Source organism: Pseudomonas sp. 34 E 7, from assembly GCF_900005715.1.
Lineage (GTDB): Bacteria > Pseudomonadota > Gammaproteobacteria > Pseudomonadales > Pseudomonadaceae > Aquipseudomonas > Aquipseudomonas orientalis_A.
This window is the reverse complement of sequence record NZ_CVTX01000136.1, coordinates 1-17,222: the sequence shown is the minus strand read 5'-3', so window position 1 is coordinate 17,222 and position 17,222 is coordinate 1. Positions and strand designations below refer to the sequence as shown.

At 61.0% G+C, this 17,222-nt stretch carries 17 protein-coding genes; 7 read left to right on the top strand and 10 right to left on the bottom strand.

Annotated features, from left to right (window positions below):
* Positions 1–686: 686 nt before the first annotated feature.
* Together BFP96_RS12745 and BFP96_RS12740 are read right to left on the bottom strand one after the other, a co-directional pair.
* Complete coding sequence (locus BFP96_RS12745; RefSeq protein ID WP_065936334.1) at positions 687–2,813, bottom strand: TonB-dependent receptor; 2,127 nt, start codon at positions 2,811–2,813, stop codon at positions 687–689.
* Positions 2,814–2,905: 92 nt separating this feature from the next.
* Complete coding sequence (locus BFP96_RS12740; protein ID WP_065936333.1) at positions 2,906–3,295, bottom strand: DUF2946 domain-containing protein; 390 nt, start codon at positions 3,293–3,295, stop codon at positions 2,906–2,908.
* Between the two features lie 93 nt (positions 3,296–3,388).
* Between BFP96_RS12740 and BFP96_RS12735 the strand changes: the two genes are divergently transcribed.
* The 4 genes from BFP96_RS12735 (at position 3,389) to BFP96_RS12720 (ending at position 5,044) form a co-directional block, all read left to right on the top strand.
* Positions 3,389–3,826, top strand: coding sequence for a DUF3995 domain-containing protein (locus tag BFP96_RS12735; protein ID WP_065936332.1), 438 nt, complete (start codon positions 3,389–3,391; stop codon positions 3,824–3,826).
* 81 nt (positions 3,827–3,907) lie between these two features.
* On the top strand, positions 3,908–4,237 hold the full coding sequence (locus tag BFP96_RS12730; RefSeq protein WP_065895349.1) for a hypothetical protein: 330 nt from the start codon (positions 3,908–3,910) through the stop codon (positions 4,235–4,237).
* A 96-nt stretch (positions 4,238–4,333) separates the two neighbouring features.
* Positions 4,334–4,780 carry a GNAT family N-acetyltransferase gene (locus BFP96_RS12725; protein ID WP_065885236.1) on the top strand — a complete coding sequence of 149 codons (447 nt, stop codon included), beginning with the start codon at positions 4,334–4,336 and terminating at the stop codon, positions 4,778–4,780.
* Positions 4,781–4,783: 3 nt separating this feature from the next.
* On the top strand, positions 4,784–5,044 hold the full coding sequence (locus BFP96_RS12720; RefSeq protein WP_065895350.1) for a hypothetical protein: 261 nt from the start codon (positions 4,784–4,786) through the stop codon (positions 5,042–5,044).
* A 312-nt stretch (positions 5,045–5,356) separates the two neighbouring features.
* Here BFP96_RS12720 and BFP96_RS12715 read toward each other — a convergent pair whose 3' ends face one another.
* Positions 5,357–5,719 carry an NUDIX hydrolase gene (locus BFP96_RS12715; RefSeq protein WP_065895351.1) on the bottom strand — a complete coding sequence of 121 codons (363 nt, stop codon included), beginning with the start codon at positions 5,717–5,719 and terminating at the stop codon, positions 5,357–5,359.
* A 125-nt stretch (positions 5,720–5,844) separates the two neighbouring features.
* On the opposite strand from BFP96_RS12715, the gene BFP96_RS12710 reads away from it, so the two are divergent.
* Positions 5,845–6,822 carry a Gfo/Idh/MocA family protein gene (locus BFP96_RS12710; RefSeq protein ID WP_065895352.1) on the top strand — a complete coding sequence of 326 codons (978 nt, stop codon included), beginning with the start codon at positions 5,845–5,847 and terminating at the stop codon, positions 6,820–6,822.
* Positions 6,823–6,867: 45 nt separating this feature from the next.
* Positions 6,868–7,497 carry a ribonuclease T2 family protein gene (locus tag BFP96_RS12705; protein WP_065936331.1) on the top strand — a complete coding sequence of 210 codons (630 nt, stop codon included), beginning with the start codon at positions 6,868–6,870 and terminating at the stop codon, positions 7,495–7,497.
* Positions 7,498–7,532: 35 nt separating this feature from the next.
* Here BFP96_RS12705 and BFP96_RS12700 read toward each other — a convergent pair whose 3' ends face one another.
* Positions 7,533–7,970 carry an RrF2 family transcriptional regulator gene (locus BFP96_RS12700; protein ID WP_065895354.1) on the bottom strand — a complete coding sequence of 146 codons (438 nt, stop codon included), beginning with the start codon at positions 7,968–7,970 and terminating at the stop codon, positions 7,533–7,535.
* A 197-nt stretch (positions 7,971–8,167) separates the two neighbouring features.
* Here BFP96_RS12700 and BFP96_RS12695 point away from each other — a divergent pair, with 197 nt between their 5' ends.
* The gene (locus BFP96_RS12695; protein ID WP_065885241.1) at positions 8,168–8,755 is read left to right on the top strand and encodes a LysE family translocator; all 588 of its coding nucleotides are present in this window, start codon (positions 8,168–8,170) and stop codon (positions 8,753–8,755) included.
* Here the strand turns inward: BFP96_RS12695 and BFP96_RS12690 are convergent.
* Genes BFP96_RS12690 through BFP96_RS12665 form a run of 6 tightly spaced genes read right to left on the bottom strand, consistent with a single transcriptional unit; the run spans position 8,697 to position 16,974 of the window.
* Positions 8,697–9,590: an AraC family transcriptional regulator gene (locus BFP96_RS12690; protein ID WP_065885242.1), complete on the bottom strand. Its 894-nt coding sequence runs from the start codon at positions 9,588–9,590 to the stop codon at positions 8,697–8,699. The genes BFP96_RS12695 and BFP96_RS12690 overlap by 59 nt on opposite strands.
* An 18-nt stretch (positions 9,591–9,608) precedes the next feature.
* On the bottom strand, positions 9,609–11,210 hold the full coding sequence (locus tag BFP96_RS12685; RefSeq protein WP_065897062.1) for an ABC transporter ATP-binding protein: 1,602 nt from the start codon (positions 11,208–11,210) through the stop codon (positions 9,609–9,611).
* Between the two features lies 1 nt (position 11,211).
* On the bottom strand, positions 11,212–12,231 hold the full coding sequence (locus tag BFP96_RS12680) for an ABC transporter permease (RefSeq protein ID WP_017738565.1): 1,020 nt from the start codon (positions 12,229–12,231) through the stop codon (positions 11,212–11,214).
* A gap of 1 nt (position 12,232) precedes the next feature.
* Positions 12,233–13,309, bottom strand: coding sequence for a microcin C ABC transporter permease YejB (locus tag BFP96_RS12675; protein WP_065895361.1), 1,077 nt, complete (start codon positions 13,307–13,309; stop codon positions 12,233–12,235).
* Positions 13,310–15,148: an extracellular solute-binding protein gene (locus BFP96_RS12670; RefSeq protein ID WP_065936330.1), complete on the bottom strand. Its 1,839-nt coding sequence runs from the start codon at positions 15,146–15,148 to the stop codon at positions 13,310–13,312. It abuts the gene before it with no gap.
* Positions 15,145–16,974, bottom strand: coding sequence for an extracellular solute-binding protein (locus tag BFP96_RS12665; protein WP_065936329.1), 1,830 nt, complete (start codon positions 16,972–16,974; stop codon positions 15,145–15,147). The genes BFP96_RS12670 and BFP96_RS12665 overlap by 4 nt, the downstream gene beginning before the upstream one ends.
* Positions 16,975–17,222 lie beyond the last annotated feature (248 nt).

Sequence of the window (17,222 nt, the reverse complement as noted above, 5' to 3'; positions counted from 1 at the left end):
CGTCCTGCCGGGTTACCCACGGATTCAAGCCTGCGTTCGGCCAGCGTGGTTTAACGGGGCGCCTGAGATCACAAGCAGATCAAGATCAAGAGCGACTCGCTTCGCATCGTGGTTACCGTTGGCTGCTACGGTCTGGAACGTTGTGTAGATACCTATGCTCCGATAGCAGTCAGCCAGATACCGATGTGCAAGCTGACACACTGCAATCGGGGGCAAGCCCCCTCCCACATTTTTTGCGCGTGCTCACATGACGGCCGGACAGCCTATAGCGATCTGACTGATGCACTGCAATCCAAATGTGGAGGCTTGCTCCCATGACGGCCAGACAGCCAATAGCTATCTGACTGTTGCACTGCAATCCAAATGTGGGAGGGGGCTTGCCCCCGATGGCGGCCTCAGAGCCGACCAGGATGCTGGATCAGACCGAGTACGGTAACGGCTCCTTAGGGTTCCGCCCTGACTGCGGCCTACGGATTCAAGCCTGCGTTCGGCCAGGGTGGTTTAGCGGGGCGCCTAAGATGAAGATCAAGAGCGACTCGCTTCGCATCGTGGTTACCGTTGGCTGCTACGGTCTGGAAAGTTGTGTAGTTACCTATGCTCCGATAGCAGTCAGCCAGACACTGATGTGCAAGCTGACACACTGCAATCGGGGGCAAGCCCCCTCCCACATTGTTTGTATTCCAGCGTTAGAATCGGGTTTGTACAGCCACCTCGAACGTTCGCGGTGAGCCGAGGTAATACGCCGGTGATGCGTGGGCGAATTCGGCATACACCTCATTGGTCAGGTTGCGCACCCGGCCGGTTATCGAGGTGTGTGTGTCCACTTTATAGCGCAGAAAACTGCCAAACAGTGTGTAGGCCGGCACCGTCTGGGTGTTGGCATTGTCGGCATACACCTGGGCGACATGGCGCGCGTCGAAGCCGCCTTGCCAATTTTCTGAAAAGTCATAGGTCAGCCATAGATTGCCCACGCGCTTGGGCACGTTGGTCGGTGTATTGCCTTGACGCGACACCACGGAGCCGCTGGCGGTTTTCTCGTTGAAGTCGTCGTATTGCGCGTCGACCCAGGCGATGTTGCCTTCAGCCAGCAATCGGGGGGTGATGCGCAGCGAACTGGCCAGTTCGATGCCCCTGGATGACTGCGCACCCACGGGAATGCCGCGGGTGGGGTCCAGCGGGTCGGTTACCGCAAAGTCCTTGCGCTCGATCCTGTAGACGGCAAGGGTGGCGGCGCCACGGCCTTCGAGGTAGTCGAACTTGCTGCCTATTTCCCATTGCTTGCCGGTCGATACGTCGAACACCTGAGTCGTGGTGCTCGGCTGTTCGGCGGCGGTGCTGTATTGCACGTAGACGTTGGCGGATGGCACGAACTGGTAGGTCAAACCGACGCGCCCGGTCACCGGTTCCCAACTGCGCTGGAGGTGCCTGGGGTTGGCGGCTGTCACCGTTCTGTGGTTGGTCACGTCCAGGTCGATGGCGTCGTAGCGCAGGCCGGTGAGCAGCGACAAGGTGTCGGTCAAGCCCAGGCGGTTTTCCACGAACAGCGCTTTTGTAGTCACTGCACTGGTCTTGTCTTTGACAAAACCGGGTCGGGTGCCCGGTATGTCGTAGAAATGGCCGGGCTGATAGCCGTTCGGCTCGACGGTGCTGTTGCCCGGCACGTTCAACGGGCTGTTGGTGGTGCTGTTGACCTTGTATTCGAAGCCTGCGGACCAGGTGGTGGCCAGGCCGAAGACGGCGTCCTCATGGCGCAGCTCGAACTGGTTGCCGTTCTGCTCACCCTGATGCCGCACCTGATAGGCAGTGGAGCGGTTCACCGCGCTGTTGTCGGCGTTGTACTGGTAGGTTTCCAGGTTGCGGTAATCGCGCTGGCTGTCGAGGTGGTAGAGGGTGTTTTTCAGGGTGGTGCTGTCGTTGATCCGGTAGTCAATGATCGAGCGTGCCCAGCGTGTGCGCTGCTCATAGCGACCGTCCGCGACGTTGTAGTTGTTGAAGCGGTTGTGCCGGTCGATCTTCAGCTCGCCGGCCTTGGGGTTGAGCACCGGGGTGCCCCAGTAGGGGCTGTCTTCGTGCTCGTCCTGATATTCCAGCGCCAGGGTGTGGGACAGGTCCGGGGTCAGGTCGCTGAGCAGGGAAAACGCCACGCTCCAGGCCTCGCGCTGGTCGCGGTCGATATAGCTGTGCTGGGTGTTGCGGCTCACATCCAGGCGTGCGTAATGCTGCACCTCGGCGCCGGGCTCGGTGAGCGCATGGTTGAGGCCCAGCGCCAGGCCGGCGGTGTCATGGCTGCCATAGGTCAACTGGCTTTCGACGGCGTGTTCCTCACGGCTGGCCAGCCTGGTCACGTAGTTCAGCGAACCGCCTACGGAGCCTGCGCCATTGATCAGGGAGGAGGGACCGCCGACCAGTTCGACACGGTCGTAGATCCACGCGTCCACCGGTCGCGCGAGGCCGGTGGCGACGTTGATACCGTTGAACATCTGGGTGATCTGGCTGCTGGTGAACCCACGGTATGAGACGAACCCGCCAAAGCCCGGTGGCGCGCTGGCGTTGACGCCGGGCAGGGTATTGGCTGCATCGCGAAAGGTCTTGGCGCCATGGCGCTCGATGTCGTTGCGCGTGGCAATGGCCACCGACGCCGGGGCTTCACGCATGCTCAATCCCAGCCGCGACGCCATGCCGCTGGGTTGATCCAGGGCCAGGCCGGGATCGACGGTTTGCTCGCCTTCAATGGTGGTCGGGGCCAGCTCAAGGGCTGGGGCGCAAACAGGCAGGCAGCCGCACAGGCCCGCCAGCAAGGGTAAATGTTTCATGGTTGAATCCTGAAAACTTGGCGTGAAAACAACACACGACCGCGCGTATTTCCGCATGGAAACAGGGGCAGTGCAGAGGGACAGCGCAGGGATCAGGCGAAGGCGGGCGGCGCGCGCGGGTGGGCCGTGGGCCAGGTGAAACGGGCGGGGATATCGGCGGCAAGTACCACGGCCGCAGGCGGGGCGTGCGGCTGTGGCAACACCGCTACATTCAGGTGACTGCTGAGCGCGGGGCCCATGCCGCCGGTGGAGCACAGGGGGCAACCGAACGCCTTGGACAGTGTTGGCAGGCTCTGATCGGTAGAGTCTGATTGCACGGGCGCCTGGGTGCGCGGGTCGACCGTACAGAACTGACCGCTGATGCCGTTGAGCTGCATCCCGACCATTTGCCCGTGCCCGATGCTGCAGGCGAACACATTGAACAGGACGCAGCCATACAGCATCCAGGCAATGAGCGAGCGGTCGGTTCGGGCAAGTTTCATGGGGCGGCACTTTAACATCAGCTGCCGACGAAATACCTGCAAAAAATACCAGGGCGTCTATGCTCATTCCCACCATTTCTGGGGACGCCCGCCATGAGCTTCGTCGTTGCGCGCTGGATCGTCGGGATTTTCACCTGCATCAGCATGGTGCATTTGTACTGGGCCGCCGGCGGAAAATTCGGCAGCCTGGCCGCCATACCGCAATTGCCCGGCGAATTTGCCGGTGGGCCAAGGCCGGCTTTCAAGCCCTCGACGCTGGGTACATTCCTGGTGGCGATGGGATTGGTCGCGATTGCGCTGCTGGTCTGCCTGCGCGCCGGACTGTATTTTTCGCCGGTGCCCCATGGGGCGCTGCAATGGGGGATCAGCGCGATTGCCGTGGTGATGTTTGCCAGGGCGATCGGCGATTCGGAGCTGGTGGGATTTTTCAAAAAAGTGGTGGGCTCAAGGTTCGCCAGGCTGGACACCTACTTTTATTCGCCGCTGTGCCTGGTGCTGGGCGCTGGCCTGTTGGTAGTGGCATGGGCCTGAGATAAGGCAATCTGATGGCCCCTCTGTAACAAAATTCTCGCCAGAATCGCTTTTATTTCAGGTGGTTAGGTGAGGAAGCCAATGCGCACTGTGGGAATCATGCTGGTTGCTTGTTCACTGGCCGGCGGCGCGGCAGCCGTGCAGGCACGAGAGCTGCGCGAGGGCGACAAATATATGTGCAGCTGGGGCGCGGGCACAGCCGCCAGGGCCCAGGAATTGAAGCTCTCGGGGGTGTCGCTGTACGCCGCGCGGCAGAAGATCCAGACCCTCAAGTTCAACAAATCGTGGATGCGCATGATGGCCATGGGCATTACCGAGCAGACCTATGACAGCCGCTCACGGCTCAAGCCCGAGGCGATTCGCCAGAGTTTCTACCAGGATTGCCTGCGCTATAAAGTGGCGCGCAAATAAGCGCCTGTCGCAGGTTCCTGCGCAGCGGTTTACAAATCCACGACAAATGCCGTGTAAGTATTTGCATACAATCACCTCCTTGATCGGGAGGCGTGTATGCATGTGCTTATTCGAGCGGCGACCGTCGATGACGTCGACACGCTCATTACAATCCGTACGTCTGTGGTGCAAAACCACCTGAGTGTCGAACAGATGGCTGACCTGGGGATCACACCGCAGGCACTGACCGACACCCTGCGCACAGCCCCGTGCGCCTGGGTCGCGGAAGTGGACGGCCAGGCGGCGGCCTTTTCCATGGTCGATCTGGAGGCTGGCGAGGTGTTCGCGATGTTCGTGTTGCCCACGCACGAGAACCTTGGGCTGGGCCGGCAGTTGATGGCCGAAGCCGAGGCGGCATTGTTCGAACATCACGACCGCCTGTACCTCATCACCGATGGCCGCGATGAGATCCGCGCCAACGGGTTCTATCAGCGCCTGGGTTGGCTGAACGCTGGCGTTGCAGACGGTGACGACGTCCGTTACGAAAAGCGCAGGGCGCGCTGACTCATGAGCGCTTCGGTCTCCCAGTCAGCCAACAGCTTGCGCAACTTCGTGGTGGGCGTGCTGGGGGTTGCGGCGCTGCTGGGTTTCTATTTTGTACAACTCAATGCCGAGGCGGACCGCCAGCGTGAAGCCGCCGCCGAGCAGTTGGCGTTGTGCGTTCGTCTGAAGCGGGTCGCCGGTGCGAACGCCTCAACCCATGTCGAACTTGGCCAGGCATGCAGGCAATTGAACGTAGAGTTTTTAAACCGCGTAAAAGTGGAATAAGTAATAACCTTATTTTATAAGATGGATTAAGTTCGGTATCGCTCGCTAACTTGCACCAAAAAGTGGCACAAACAGGCCTCTCACCTTAAAAAACATGTGGTTATTGAATGACTTACAACGGTTTAATGCGACGAAAGGAATAAAATAATCTTGTGAGCCGATTTTGCAGTCGCTACTATAGCCGGGCGTTCACCTCCCACGGTTTATGCATTTTTAAATCCCAAGTTTCCATCAGCTACTTGGGATTTTTTTTGCCTGGAATTTGATCTTCGCAGCCCAGTGCCGACACAACTCGCCCGGCAGAGCGCCGTATCAGAGGCGGCGCAGAAAGGACTTGACGATGTGTCGGGTGGCGTCGGTAGTGTCCAATTCGTCGAGGGTGCCGTAGGCGTACCACTGGCATTCGACGATCTCGTTGCACGGCCGTGCCTCGTCGATATTCACGACCGACGCTTCAAACACATGATGCACGGTGTCGCGGGCCTTGAGCTCCTGCAGGTACAGCAAGCCGTCCACGTTCAACCCCGTCTCTTCTTCCAGCTCGCGTTGCGCCGCGCCTACCGGGCGTTCACCACGCTCTACCTTGCCGCCCGGCAATGCCCATTTCGATCTGGCCTTGCGCACAAAGAGGATGTGCCCTTCGTGTTCGCAGATGACGGTGGCCCGTATTTTCATCGTTTATACCTGCTACGGGATAGTTGTCATAAAAGTGTAATGCAATTGTCATGCTAAGTGGTTATGGCGCGTCGGGTCGTGTATGTGGATACTGCCCGACTGACTTGAACGAACGAGGAGAGCAGATGAGCACCGTACGTTGGGGCATGATCGGCTGTGGCAGTGTGACCGAACTGAAGAGTGGACCGGCTTTCTACAAAGCGCCAGGTTCGGCCCTGGTGGCCGTGATGGGACGCCGTGAGGAAGCCGTGCGCGATTATGCGACACGCCATGGCATTGCCCGCTTCTACACCGATGCCCAAGCCCTGATCGACGACCCCGAGGTGGACGCGGTGTACATCGCCACGCCACCCGACAGCCACCTTGAGTACAGCTTGATGGTGGCGGCGGCGGGCAAGCATTGCTGCGTCGAAAAGCCCATGGCGTTGAACGCCGAACAAAGTGCGCTGATGCAGCGCACCTTCGAGCGCGCCGGGTTGCATCTGTTCGTCTCCTACTATCGGCGCTCATTGCCGCGCTTCCAGCAGGTGCGCACCTGGTTGCAGGAAGGCCGTATCGGCGAGTTGCGCCACCTGACCTGGACCCTGTGCAAGCCCGCAGCGCCGGCAGACACCCACCCGGCCAACTGGCGCACGGATCCTGCGATTGCCGGCGGTGGTTACTTTGCCGACCTGGCCAGCCACGGCTTTGACCTGTTCCAGTACCTGGCGGGCGATATCGTCGAAGTCTCGGGCTTTACCGCGCGGCAGGCCGGACGCTATGCGGCGGAGGACGCAGTGACGGCCTGCTGGACCTTCGCCAGTGGCGCATTGGGCATGGGCTGCTGGAACTTTGTCGCTGACCGCCGCGAAGACCGGGTCGAGCTGATCGGCAGCCGTGGGCGCATCACGTTTGCGGTATTCGAAGACCAGCCGCTGCGCCTCGAAGGGGAGACCGACGAGGTGCTGGAGGTGCCGTGCCATGCGCATATCCAATGGCACCACGTCCTGGCGATGAATGCCCATATCCGGGGCGATGCCAAACACCCTTCGCTGGCGATCGAGGCGTTGAAGACCGATCGCATCCTGGACAAGGTGCTACAACGTTACTCCCAACACCCTTAGTCATCGCGAAAGCGTGATGCTTCATTTTTTTGGAAGGATATCGCGATGAAATACTGGATGCTGTTGTGGCTGTTGATCGTGACTGGCGCGACGGCGGCGCCGAGCAGTCAGGGGCAGGCGGGGGAATTTGATTTTTATGTGTTGTCGCTGTCATGGTCGCCGACGTTTTGCCTGACGCACCCGAACAATGAGCAATGTTCGGGCAAAGGCTACGGCTTTGTACTGCATGGACTGTGGCCGCAATATGCCAAAGGCGGGTGGCCGGCGTCCTGCGCGACGCAATCGCGGTTGAGCGATGAAGCGCTGGAAAAAGGCGCCACGCTGTTCCCTTCGCGTGCGTTGCTCAAGCACGAATGGGCCAAACATGGGACCTGCAGCGGGCTTGAGCCGATGGAGTATTTGGAAAAGTCCGACACGGCGTTGGGCGCGGTGGTCATTCCGCAACAACTGCAGCCGTTCAACACGCCACCGTCGTTGTCGTCCGGCGAGATCGAGGCATTGTTTCGCGACAGCAACCCGCGCATGGGCAACCACGGCATGGCCGTCATCTGCAAAGGCAAGGTGTTGTCTGAGGTGCGGGTATGCCTGACCAAGGACCTGGCCTTCGCCGGCTGCCCACGCAGTGTGAAAAGCCAGTGCCGGGATGGCGATATCCGCATCCCCGCCCAGCGCTGAGCAGTGTTGAGCCAGATCAAGGGCTGCGGCGTTTTTCATGGCTGCATCGCCACCCGATAGCGCTCATCGAAATCGTCTGCCAACTGCGCAAGGGTCACGTCGCCCAGGCGCTTCAAAAGCACGGCCTGGGCCTGGGCGAAGGCGTCCGTCAATGCCGCGTTGACGGCCTGTTCGACCAGGCATTGGGGGTGATCGGTGGACAGGCCGATGGCAAAGATCGACGGCGTACCCAGGGCATTGTGAATCTCCAGCAAGGTGATTTCACTCAAGGGCTTGCCCAGGGTCCAACCCCCCTGGTGACCCTTTTCCGAGCATACGTAGCCCTTTTCCTTGAGCAGGCCGAGCGTGCGCCGCACCACCACAGGGTTAGTGCCCAGCATCCGGGCAATGGTCTGCGACGTGGCTCGTTCTTCATGGCGTCCCATATGGATCAATACGTGCAGCATGCGCGAAAGCCGGGTGTCGTTTCTCATTCAGTCATTCCCAATCGGTTCGACGCACAGTATCTTCCGTAACCTGAAAAGGTGCGAGACGCTTGACGCGTTAATTTCATGTCACTGTCGCCGAGGGCGCGGCGCTACGAGGCAAAAAGGTCATTTTGTTCAATACGCTGAACGTCTATCCCCTTATCGTGAACCCGACTTCGTTTGGCATCACATAAGGAGCTGCAATGAGCTTGACTCTTTCCATGGCCGCCTTCGCCCTGGCCACGTCCATCACGCCGGGACCGGTCAATGTGGTCGCCTTGAGTGCCGGCGCGCGCTTCGGGTTTGCCGCGAGCCAGAAGCACGTGCTTGGCGCGGCTGTCGGCTTCACATTGCTGCTGGTGTTGATCGGCCTGGGCTTGCACGAAGTGCTGCTGCGCTGGCCGATCCTGACCCAACTGATCCAGTGGGGCGGGGTGGCATTCTTGTTGTACATGGCCTGGAAGCTTGCCGTGGATGATGGGCAGTTGCACGCCGATGGCGCCGCCACTGCGCCCTCGATGCTGTATGGCGCGATCATGCAGTGGCTCAACCCCAAAGCCTGGCTGGCCTGTGTGGCGGGGATGGGGTTGTTTGCGGCGGACGGCGAGGCCAGGCAAGTCTGGCTGTTTGCCAGCCTCTATCTGGTGATCTGCTACCTGTCGGTGGCGTGCTGGGCCTACGCCGGAACCTTTCTGCGGCGCTACCTGCACAATCCCAAGGGGGTCAGAGTCTTCAACCGCTCCATGGCCGCGTTGCTGGTGGCCAGTGTGGGTTATTTGCTGATGGCTTGAGCGTTTCGCGGTATTGCCCGGGCGTGGCGGCGAAATGCTGCTTGAACGCACGCTGGAAATGCGCCTGGTCGGCAAAGCCTGCGGCCAGGGCGACATCGGCGATCAGCGCGCCATTGCGCAGTTGAGTGCGGGCGAACTGGATGCGGTGGTTGACCAGGAACGCATGGGGCGTCAGCCCGTAATAGTGCTTGAAGGCGCGGATCAGGTAGGACGGCGACAGCTCGGCCGCGAGGCAAATGTCCTCGAGCTTCAAGGCCTCGGTACAGTGTTCACGGATGTAGTCGGCGGCCCGCTCCAGCTTGTGATTGACCTCGCGCATGGGGGTGAGGGAAGGGTTCAGGCGTTGCTGCACTTCGCTGAAGTAGCCCACCAGCGCGCTCTGCTTGTGCAGCAGTTCGGCCCGTTCATCCACCAACAGCCGGTACAGCGCCAGCAAGCCGTTGTACAACGCGGTGTCCCGCGTATGGGGCGTGTTGAACGCACGGTAACCCTGGTCGGTGCTGAAACCCAACTGATGCTGCAGGTCGGTCAGCCAGGGCGTGTCGAGGTAGAGCATATGGTAGGACCAATGCTCGTTTTCGATGGGATTGCACGCATGCACGTCGCCGGGGTTCATCAACACCACGGTGCCGGCGCTGATCACGAAGGTCTGTTCGCCATAGTGGTAATAGCTGCGCCCGGCGGTAATAGCGCCAATGGAAAAATGCTCATGGGCGTGGCGGGTGTAGGTGACCTTGCGCCCATCGGCAATGGTGCGCGCCTCGATGAACGGCAGACGCTCGTCGCGCCAGAAACGCGGCGAGTGCGCAGGGTGAGCGGGGCTGTTCAACGACATGGCGAGGGCTCCTGCCTGTTATGCGGGCACCAGAAAGGCCGCTTCCAGCAATTGCCGAGTATAGGCATGTTGCGGGTTGGCGAAAATCGTCGCGGCATCCCCTTGCTCCACCACCTGGCCCTGCTTGACCACCATCAACTGATGAGTCAGCGCCTTGACCACCGCCAGGTCATGGCTGATGAACAGGTAGGTCAGGTTGTACTTGGCCTGCAAGCTGCGCAGCAGTTCCACCACCTGGCGTTGCACCGTACGGTCCAGCGCCGACGTCGGTTCGTCCAGCAGGATCAGGCGCGGCTTGAGCACCAGGGCGCGGGCAATGGCGATGCGCTGGCGCTGGCCACCGGAAAACTCATGGGGGTAGCGATGCCGCGATTGCGGGTCCAGGCCGACCTCCTTGAGCGCGGCGATGATCGCGGCTTCCTGCTCGGCCGGCGTGCCCATCTTGTGAATGCGCAACCCTTCGCCGACGATCTCGCTGACGCACATGCGCGGGCTCAGGCTACCGAAGGGGTCCTGGAACACCACCTGCATTTCCCGGCGCAGCGGGCGTACCTGTTGCTGGGTGAGGCGATCAAGCTGCTGGCCTTCGAAGCGAATCCCGCCCTGGCTGCCAATCAAGCGCAGGATCGCCAGGCCCAAGGTGGATTTGCCCGAGCCGCTTTCGCCGACGATGCCCAGGGTCTGCCCCTGGGGCAGGCTGAAGTTGATGCCGTCCACGGCCTTGACGTAATCGACGGTGTTGCGCAAAAAGCCTTTTTTGATCGGGAACCAGACTTTCAGGTCGTCCACTTCCAGCAGCGTTGGCCCCACGGCGTTGCCGGCCGGCCCGCCACTGGGCTCGGCCGCCAGCAGTTCCTGGGTGTAAGGGTGTTGCGGCGCCTGGAACAGCGTCTCGCAGTCGGCCTGTTCGACGATGCAGCCCTGTTGCATCACGCACACACGGTGAGCGATCCGGCGGACCAGGTTCAGGTCGTGGCTGATCAACAGCAACGCCATGCCCAGGCGCGCCTGCAGTTCCTTGAGCAGTTCCAGGATTTTCAATTGCACCGTCACGTCGAGGGCCGTGGTCGGCTCATCGGCAATCAGCAGTTCCGGCTCGTTGGCCAGGGCCATGGCGATCATCACGCGCTGGCGCTGGCCTCCGGAGAGTTCGTGGGGCAGCGCCTTGAGGCGTTTGTGCGGTTCGGGAATGCCCACCAGTTCCAGCAGTTCCAGGGTGCGCCGGGTGGCGACCTTGCCGGTGAGGCCCTTGTGCAGGCCGAGCACTTCGTTGATCTGTTTCTCGATGCAGTGCAGCGGGTTCAACGAGGTCATCGGCTCCTGGAAGATCATCGCGATGCGGTTGCCGCGAATGTGCCGCAGGGTCTTTTCCTTGAGCGTCAGCAGGTCTTGACCGGCGTAGCTGATGGTACCGGAGGGGTGCCGCGCCAAAGGGTAGGGCAAGAGGCGCAGGATCGAATGCGCCGTTACCGATTTGCCCGAGCCGCTTTCGCCGACCAGGGCCAGGGTTTCGCCGCGTTTGATATCGAAGCTGACGTGATTGACCACGCGATGCTGATGCTCGCCTGTGACGAACTCGACACTGAGGTCGCGGATTTCGATCAGATTGTCCTGATTCATCTCATTTCCTCGGGTCGAAGGCGTCGCGAGCGGACTCGCCGATAAACACCAGCAGGCTCAACATGATCGCCAGCACGGCGAACGCGCTCATGCCCAGCCACGGCGCCTGCAGGTTGGATTTACCCTGGGCCACCAGTTCGCCCAGTGACGGTGAGCCGGCCGGCAGGCCGAAACCCAGGAAGTCCAGGGCGGTGAGGGTGCCGATGGCGCCGGTGAGGATGAACGGCATGAACGTCATGGTCGAGACCATCGCATTGGGCAGGATATGGCGGAACATGATCGCGCCGTTCTGCATGCCCAGCGCGCGGGCCGCGCGCACGTATTCGAGGTTGCGCCCGCGCAGGAACTCGGCACGCACCACGTCCACCAGGCTCATCCACGAGAACAACAGCATGATGCCCAGCAGCCACCAGAAGTTGGGCTGCACGAAGCTGGCGAGAATGATCAGCAGGTACAGCACCGGCAACCCGGACCAGATCTCCAGGAAGCGTTGCCCAGCCAGGTCCACCCAGCCGCCATAGAAACCCTGCAGGGCGCCGGCGATCACGCCGATGATCGAGCTGAGCACGGTCAGCGTCAACGCGAACAGCACCGATACGCGAAACCCGTAGATGACCCGCGCCAGGACATCGCGGCCCTGGTCATCGGTGCCCAGCAGGTTGACGCTCGACGGCGGCGCGGGGGCCGGCACTTTCAGGTCGTAGTTGATGCTCTGGTAGCTGAACGGGATCGGTGCCCACAAGGTCCAGGCATCCTTGGCCTTGAGCAGTTCCTGGATATACGGGCTCTTGTAGTTGGCTTCCAGGGGGAACTCGCCGCCGAAGGTGGTTTCCGGGTAGCGCTTGAGCGCCGGGAAATACCAGTCGCCGTCAAAGTGCACGGCCAGCGGCTTGTCGTTGGCAATCAACTCGGCGCCCAGGCTCAGCACGAACAGGATCAGGAACAGCCACAGCGACCACCAGCCACGCTTGTTCGCCTTGAACCGCTCGAACCGGCGGCGATTGAGGGGGGACAGGTTCATCTCAATGCTCCCGGCTGGCGAAGTCGATCCGCGGATCGACCAGGGTGTAGGTGAGGTCGCCGATCAGTTTCACGATCAGCCCCAGCAGGGTGAAGATAAACAGCGTACCGAACACCACCGGATAGTCGCGGTTGATCGCCGCTTCAAAGCTCATCAGGCCCAGGCCATCGAGGGAGAAGATCACTTCCACCAGCAACGAGCCGGTAAAGAAGATACCGATAAAGGCCGAGGGGAAACCGGCGATCACCAGCAGCATCGCGTTGCGAAACACATGGCCGTAGAGCACGCGGTGGTTGGTCAGGCCCTTGGCCTTGGCGGTGACCACGTACTGTTTGTTGATCTCGTCGAGAAAGCTGTTCTTGGTCAGCAGGGTCATGGTGGCGAAGTTGCCGATCACCAGGGCGGTCACGGGCAGGGCCAGGTGCCAGAAGTAATCGAGAATTTTGCCGCTCCAACTCAATTCGTCGAAGTTGTTCGACGTGAGCCCGCGCAAGGGGAACCAGTCCAGGTAACTGCCGCCGGCAAACACCACGATCAGCAGGATGGCGAACAGGAACGCCGGGATCGCATAGCCGACGATGATTGCCGAGCTGGTCCACACATCGAAGTGGCTGCCGTGACGCGTGGCCTTGGCGATGCCCAGGGGGATCGACACCAGGTACATGATCAGGGTGCTCCACAACCCGAGGGAAATCGACACCGGCATCTTTTCCTTGATCAGGTCGATGACCTTGGCGTCACGGAAGAAGCTGTCGCCGAAGTCCAGCCGGGCGTAGTTCTTGACCATGATCCACAAGCGTTCCGGCGCCGACTTGTCGAAACCGTACATTTTCTCGATTTCCTTGATCAGCGCCGGGTCCAGGCCCTGGGCGCCACGGTAGCTGCTGGAGCCGGCCACCGAAACTTCGGCGCCGCCACCGGCAATGCGGCTGGTGGCACCGTCAAAGCCTTCGAGCTTGGCGATCATCTGCTCCACCGGGCCGCCCGGGGCGGCCTGGATGATGACGAAGTTGATCAGCAGGATCCCGAACAGCGTGGGGATGATCAGCAACAGGCGACGAACAATATAGGCCAGCATTCAATCGCCTCCGCTCGCCGCTTCGGCGCTTTGCGTGGTGTCCAGGGGAACCGCCGGTTTGACGTCGGGTTTGGCCCACCAGGTGGCGGTGCCGACGTCATAGCGCGGTGAGACTTTCGGGTGGCCGAGGTGGTCCCAATACGCCACACGGAAGGTCTTGATGTGCCAGTTGGGAATCACGTAGTAGCCAAACTGCAGCACGCGGTCCAGTGCCCTGGCGTGGGCGATCAGGCTTTTGCGCGAGTCGGCGTCGATCAGCTGCTCGACCAACTGATCGACGGCGGGGTCCTTGAGCCCCATGTAGTTGCGGCTGCCCGGTTTGTCGGCGCTGGACGACTTCCAGAACTCACGCTGCTCATTACCCGGCGAAGTGGATTGCGGAAAGCTGCCGACCAGCATGTCGAAATCCCTTGAGCGCAGGCGGTTGATGAACTGCGACACGTCGACCCGGCGAATCACCAGGTCGATACCCAGGTCGGCCAGGTTGCGCTTGAACGGCAACAGGATGCGCTCGAACTCGGTCTGGGCCAGCAGGAATTCGATGGTCACCGGTTTGCCGGTGGTGTCGACCATCTTGTCATCGACGATCTTCCAGCCGGCTTCCTGCAGCAACTGGTACGCCTGGCGCTGCTGCGCGCGGATCATGCCGCTGCCGTCGGTTTTGGGCGGTTCGAACGCCTGGGTGAAGACCTCGGCGGGGATCTTGTCGCGCAGCGGTTCGAGAATGGCCAGTTCATCCGGGCCGGGCAGGCCGGTGGCGGCCATTTCCGAGTTCTCGAAGTAACTGCGGGTGCGCGTGTAGGCGCCGTTGAACAGCTGTTTGTTGCTCCATTCGAAATCCAGCAACAGGCTGATGGCCTTGCGTACCCGCACGTCCTGGAACATCGGCTTGCGCGTGTTGAACACGAAACCCTGCATGCCGGTGGGGTTGCCGTTGGGGATTTCTTCCTTGATCAAACGACCCTGGGTCACGGCCGGAATGTTGTAGGCGTTGGCCCAGTTTTTCGCGCTGAACTCCAGCCAATAGTCGAACTGCCCGGCTTTCAGGGCTTCCAGGGACACCGTGCTGTCGCGGTAATAATCGGTGATGCGGTTATCGAAGTTATAGAAACCCTTGGCCACCGGCAGATCCCTGGCCCAGTAGTCCTTGACCCGCTCGTAGCGAATCATGCGCCCGGCCTTGACCTCGGCCACCTTGTACGGGCCACTGCCCAGCGGTATTTCCAGATTGCCTTTGGAAAAGTCGCGGTTGGCCCACCAGTGCTTGGGCAGGACCGGCAATTGCCCGAGGATCAGGGGCAGCTCGCGGTTGTTGGTGCGTTTGAATTTGAACAGCACCCGCAGCGGGTCTTCGGCGACCACTTCATCCACGTCGGCGTAGTAGGTGCGGTAGCGCGGGGTGCCGTCCTTGATCAGCGTCTGGAAGGTGAACACCACGTCTTCGGCGCGGATCGGGTGGCCGTCATGGAAGCGTGCCTCGGGGCGCAGGTAGAAGCGCACCCAACTGTTGTCCGGGGCCTTCTCGATCTTGCCGGCCACCAGGCCGTATTCGGTAATTGGCTCGTCCAGGCTCTGCATCGCCAGCGTGTCGTAGATCAGCGGCAGATTGTCCGCGGGCACGCCCTTGCTGATATACGGGTTGAGACTGTCGAAGCCGCCCATGGCCGACTCGCGGAAGGTGCCGCCTTTGGGGGCGTCGGGGTTCACGTAGTCGAAATGCTTGAAGTCGGCGGGGTACTTGGGGGGCTCGTTATAGAGCGTCAACGCATGTTGCGGGGCGGCCTGGGCCGCGCCGCACAGCAACAGGCCGGCCAATACAGTACTGCGCAAGGACATCATTGGGCTTTCTCCGAAGCTTTCAGCCACCACGCGCTCAAGCCCAGGCTGTAGGGCGGCGTGGTGACAAAGGCGAACCGGTTGCGGTACGCCAGGCGATGATAGTTGAGGTACCAGTTGGGAATGCTGTAGTGCTGCCAGAGCAGCACCCGGTCCAGGGCGCGACCGGCAGCCAGTTGTTCTTCGCGGGTCTGTGCCGCGAGCAGTTGTTCGAGCAGGTGATCGACCACGGGGTTGGCGATGCCCGCGTAATTCTTGCTGCCCTTGATGGTGGCCTGGCTGGAATGAAAATACTGCCATTGTTCCAGCCCTGGGCTGAGGGTCTGGTTGAGGGTGACCAGGACCATGTCGAAGTCGAACTGATCCAGGCGCTGCTTGTACTGTGCGCGGTCAACGGTGCGCAGGCGCGCGTCGATGCCGATACTGGTCAGGTTCTCGACATAGGGCTGCAGGATGCGCTCCAGGTTCGGATTGACCAGCAGGATTTCCAGGCGCAGCGGTTGCCCGTCCTTGTTCAGCAGGCGTTGGCCGGACAGCTTCCATCCGGCCTCGCCAAGCAGGGCCAGGGCACGGCGCAGGGTTTCACGCGGGATGCCGCGACCGTCGGTCTGCGGCAGGCTGAAGGCCTGGGTCAACAGGTTGGCCGGCAGTTGCTCGCGGTAGGGCGAAAGCATCAGCCACTCGTGCCCGACCGGCACGCCCGTGGCCGAGAACTCGCTGTTGGGGTAATAGCTCAAGGCGCGCTTGTAGGCGCTGCTGAACAGGGTGCGGTTGGTCCATTCGAAGTCGAACATCAACCCCAGGGCTTCGCGCACCCTGGTCTGGCTGAAGGCCGGTCGCCGGCTGTTGATGAACAGGCCCTGGCTCTGGGTGGGAATCCGGTGGGCGATCTGCGCCTTGATGACCTCACCGCGATTCACTGCCGGGAAGTTGTAGCCGGTGGTCCAGTTTTTTGCCTGGTGCTCGATATAAATGTCGAATTCGCCCGCCTTGAAGGCTTCAAAGGCGACGTCGCTGTCGCGGTAGAACTCCACCTCGACCTTGTTGTAGTTATACAACCCCTGGTTGACCGGCAGGTCCTTGCCCCAGTAATCCTTGACCCGTTCGAACACCAGCTGGCGACCAGGAGTAACCTTGCTGATGCGATACGGCCCGCTGCCCAGTGGCGGTTCGAAGGTGGTGGCCTTGAAGTCGCGATGCTTCCAGTAATGCTGGGGCAGCACGGGCAACTCGCCCAGGCGCAGGATCAGCAGCGGGTTGCCGGCGCGCTTGAATACAAAGCGGATGCGATGGCGATTGAGCACATCGACCCGCGCCACTTCCTGCAGGTTGGTACGGTACTGCGGGTGGCCTTCGGTCAACAGGGTGCGATAGGAAAATGCCACGTCATCGGCGGTAATCGGCGTGCCGTCGTGAAAACGCGCCTCGTGGCGCAGGTTGAACACCACCCAGCTGCGGTCTTCGCTGTATTCCACCGATTGGGCAATCAGGCCGTAGCTGGAAGTCGGCTCGTCACCGGACGGCGCGTACTGGCCGGTGCCGACCATCAGCGGCTCGTTGAGCTCGTTGACGCCGTACTGCAGGAAGTTGGGGGTGGAAACCGGGCTGGAGCCCTTGAAGGTGTAGGGGTTGAGGGTGTCGAACGTGCCAAAGGCCATTACCCGCAGTGTGCCGCCTTTGGGCGCTGCAGGGTTTACCCAATCGTAATGGGTGAATTTGGCCGGGTACTTGAGCGTGCCGAACTGCGCGTAACCGTGGCTCTCGGTAATCGTCGCGTTCGCCGCAAAGCTCAAGGCCAGACTTATTAGTAGAAGGAGGGGACGCTTCAAGTCAGAGATCCGATCCGGGCGGCTTGGGCTTTATGATCGGTACAGTAACAGCTTGTTCCGGTTGGAAAAAGCCAGTTGGGACGATGGAGATCAATGTGGGAGGGGGCTTGCCCCCGATGGCGACCATAGGGCCGACCAAGATGCTGGATCAGACCGAGTACATATCCGTTTCTGCGGTAACGGCTGCTTAGGGTTCCGCTTTTACAGCGGCTCACTTTTGAAAAGCGCAAAAGTAAGCAAAACGCTCT

Bases quoted from the DNA above. Each gene is read 5' to 3' on its own strand.
- BFP96_RS12730 (WP_065895349.1), top strand. From the start codon at position 3,908: ATGCGCACTGTGGGAATCATGCTGGTTGCTTGTTCACTGGCCGGCGGC.
- BFP96_RS12690 (WP_065885242.1), bottom strand. From the start codon at position 9,590: ATGTCGTTGAACAGCCCCGCTCACCCTGCGCACTCGCCGCGTTTCTGG.
- BFP96_RS12745 (WP_065936334.1), bottom strand. From the start codon at position 2,813: ATGAAACATTTACCCTTGCTGGCGGGCCTGTGCGGCTGCCTGCCTGTT.
- BFP96_RS12740 (WP_065936333.1), bottom strand. From the start codon at position 3,295: ATGAAACTTGCCCGAACCGACCGCTCGCTCATTGCCTGGATGCTGTAT.
- BFP96_RS12715 (WP_065895351.1), bottom strand. From the start codon at position 5,719: ATGAAAATACGGGCCACCGTCATCTGCGAACACGAAGGGCACATCCTC.
- BFP96_RS12735 (WP_065936332.1), top strand. From the start codon at position 3,389: ATGAGCTTCGTCGTTGCGCGCTGGATCGTCGGGATTTTCACCTGCATC.
- BFP96_RS12700 (WP_065895354.1), bottom strand. From the start codon at position 7,970: ATGAGAAACGACACCCGGCTTTCGCGCATGCTGCACGTATTGATCCAT.
- BFP96_RS12695 (WP_065885241.1), top strand. From the start codon at position 8,168: ATGAGCTTGACTCTTTCCATGGCCGCCTTCGCCCTGGCCACGTCCATC.
- BFP96_RS12685 (WP_065897062.1), bottom strand. From the start codon at position 11,210: ATGAATCAGGACAATCTGATCGAAATCCGCGACCTCAGTGTCGAGTTC.
- BFP96_RS12720 (WP_065895350.1), top strand. From the start codon at position 4,784: ATGAGCGCTTCGGTCTCCCAGTCAGCCAACAGCTTGCGCAACTTCGTG.
- BFP96_RS12725 (WP_065885236.1), top strand. From the start codon at position 4,334: ATGCATGTGCTTATTCGAGCGGCGACCGTCGATGACGTCGACACGCTC.
- BFP96_RS12680 (WP_017738565.1), bottom strand. From the start codon at position 12,231: ATGAACCTGTCCCCCCTCAATCGCCGCCGGTTCGAGCGGTTCAAGGCG.
- BFP96_RS12670 (WP_065936330.1), bottom strand. From the start codon at position 15,148: ATGATGTCCTTGCGCAGTACTGTATTGGCCGGCCTGTTGCTGTGCGGC.
- BFP96_RS12710 (WP_065895352.1), top strand. From the start codon at position 5,845: ATGAGCACCGTACGTTGGGGCATGATCGGCTGTGGCAGTGTGACCGAA.
- BFP96_RS12675 (WP_065895361.1), bottom strand. From the start codon at position 13,309: ATGCTGGCCTATATTGTTCGTCGCCTGTTGCTGATCATCCCCACGCTG.
- BFP96_RS12705 (WP_065936331.1), top strand. From the start codon at position 6,868: ATGAAATACTGGATGCTGTTGTGGCTGTTGATCGTGACTGGCGCGACG.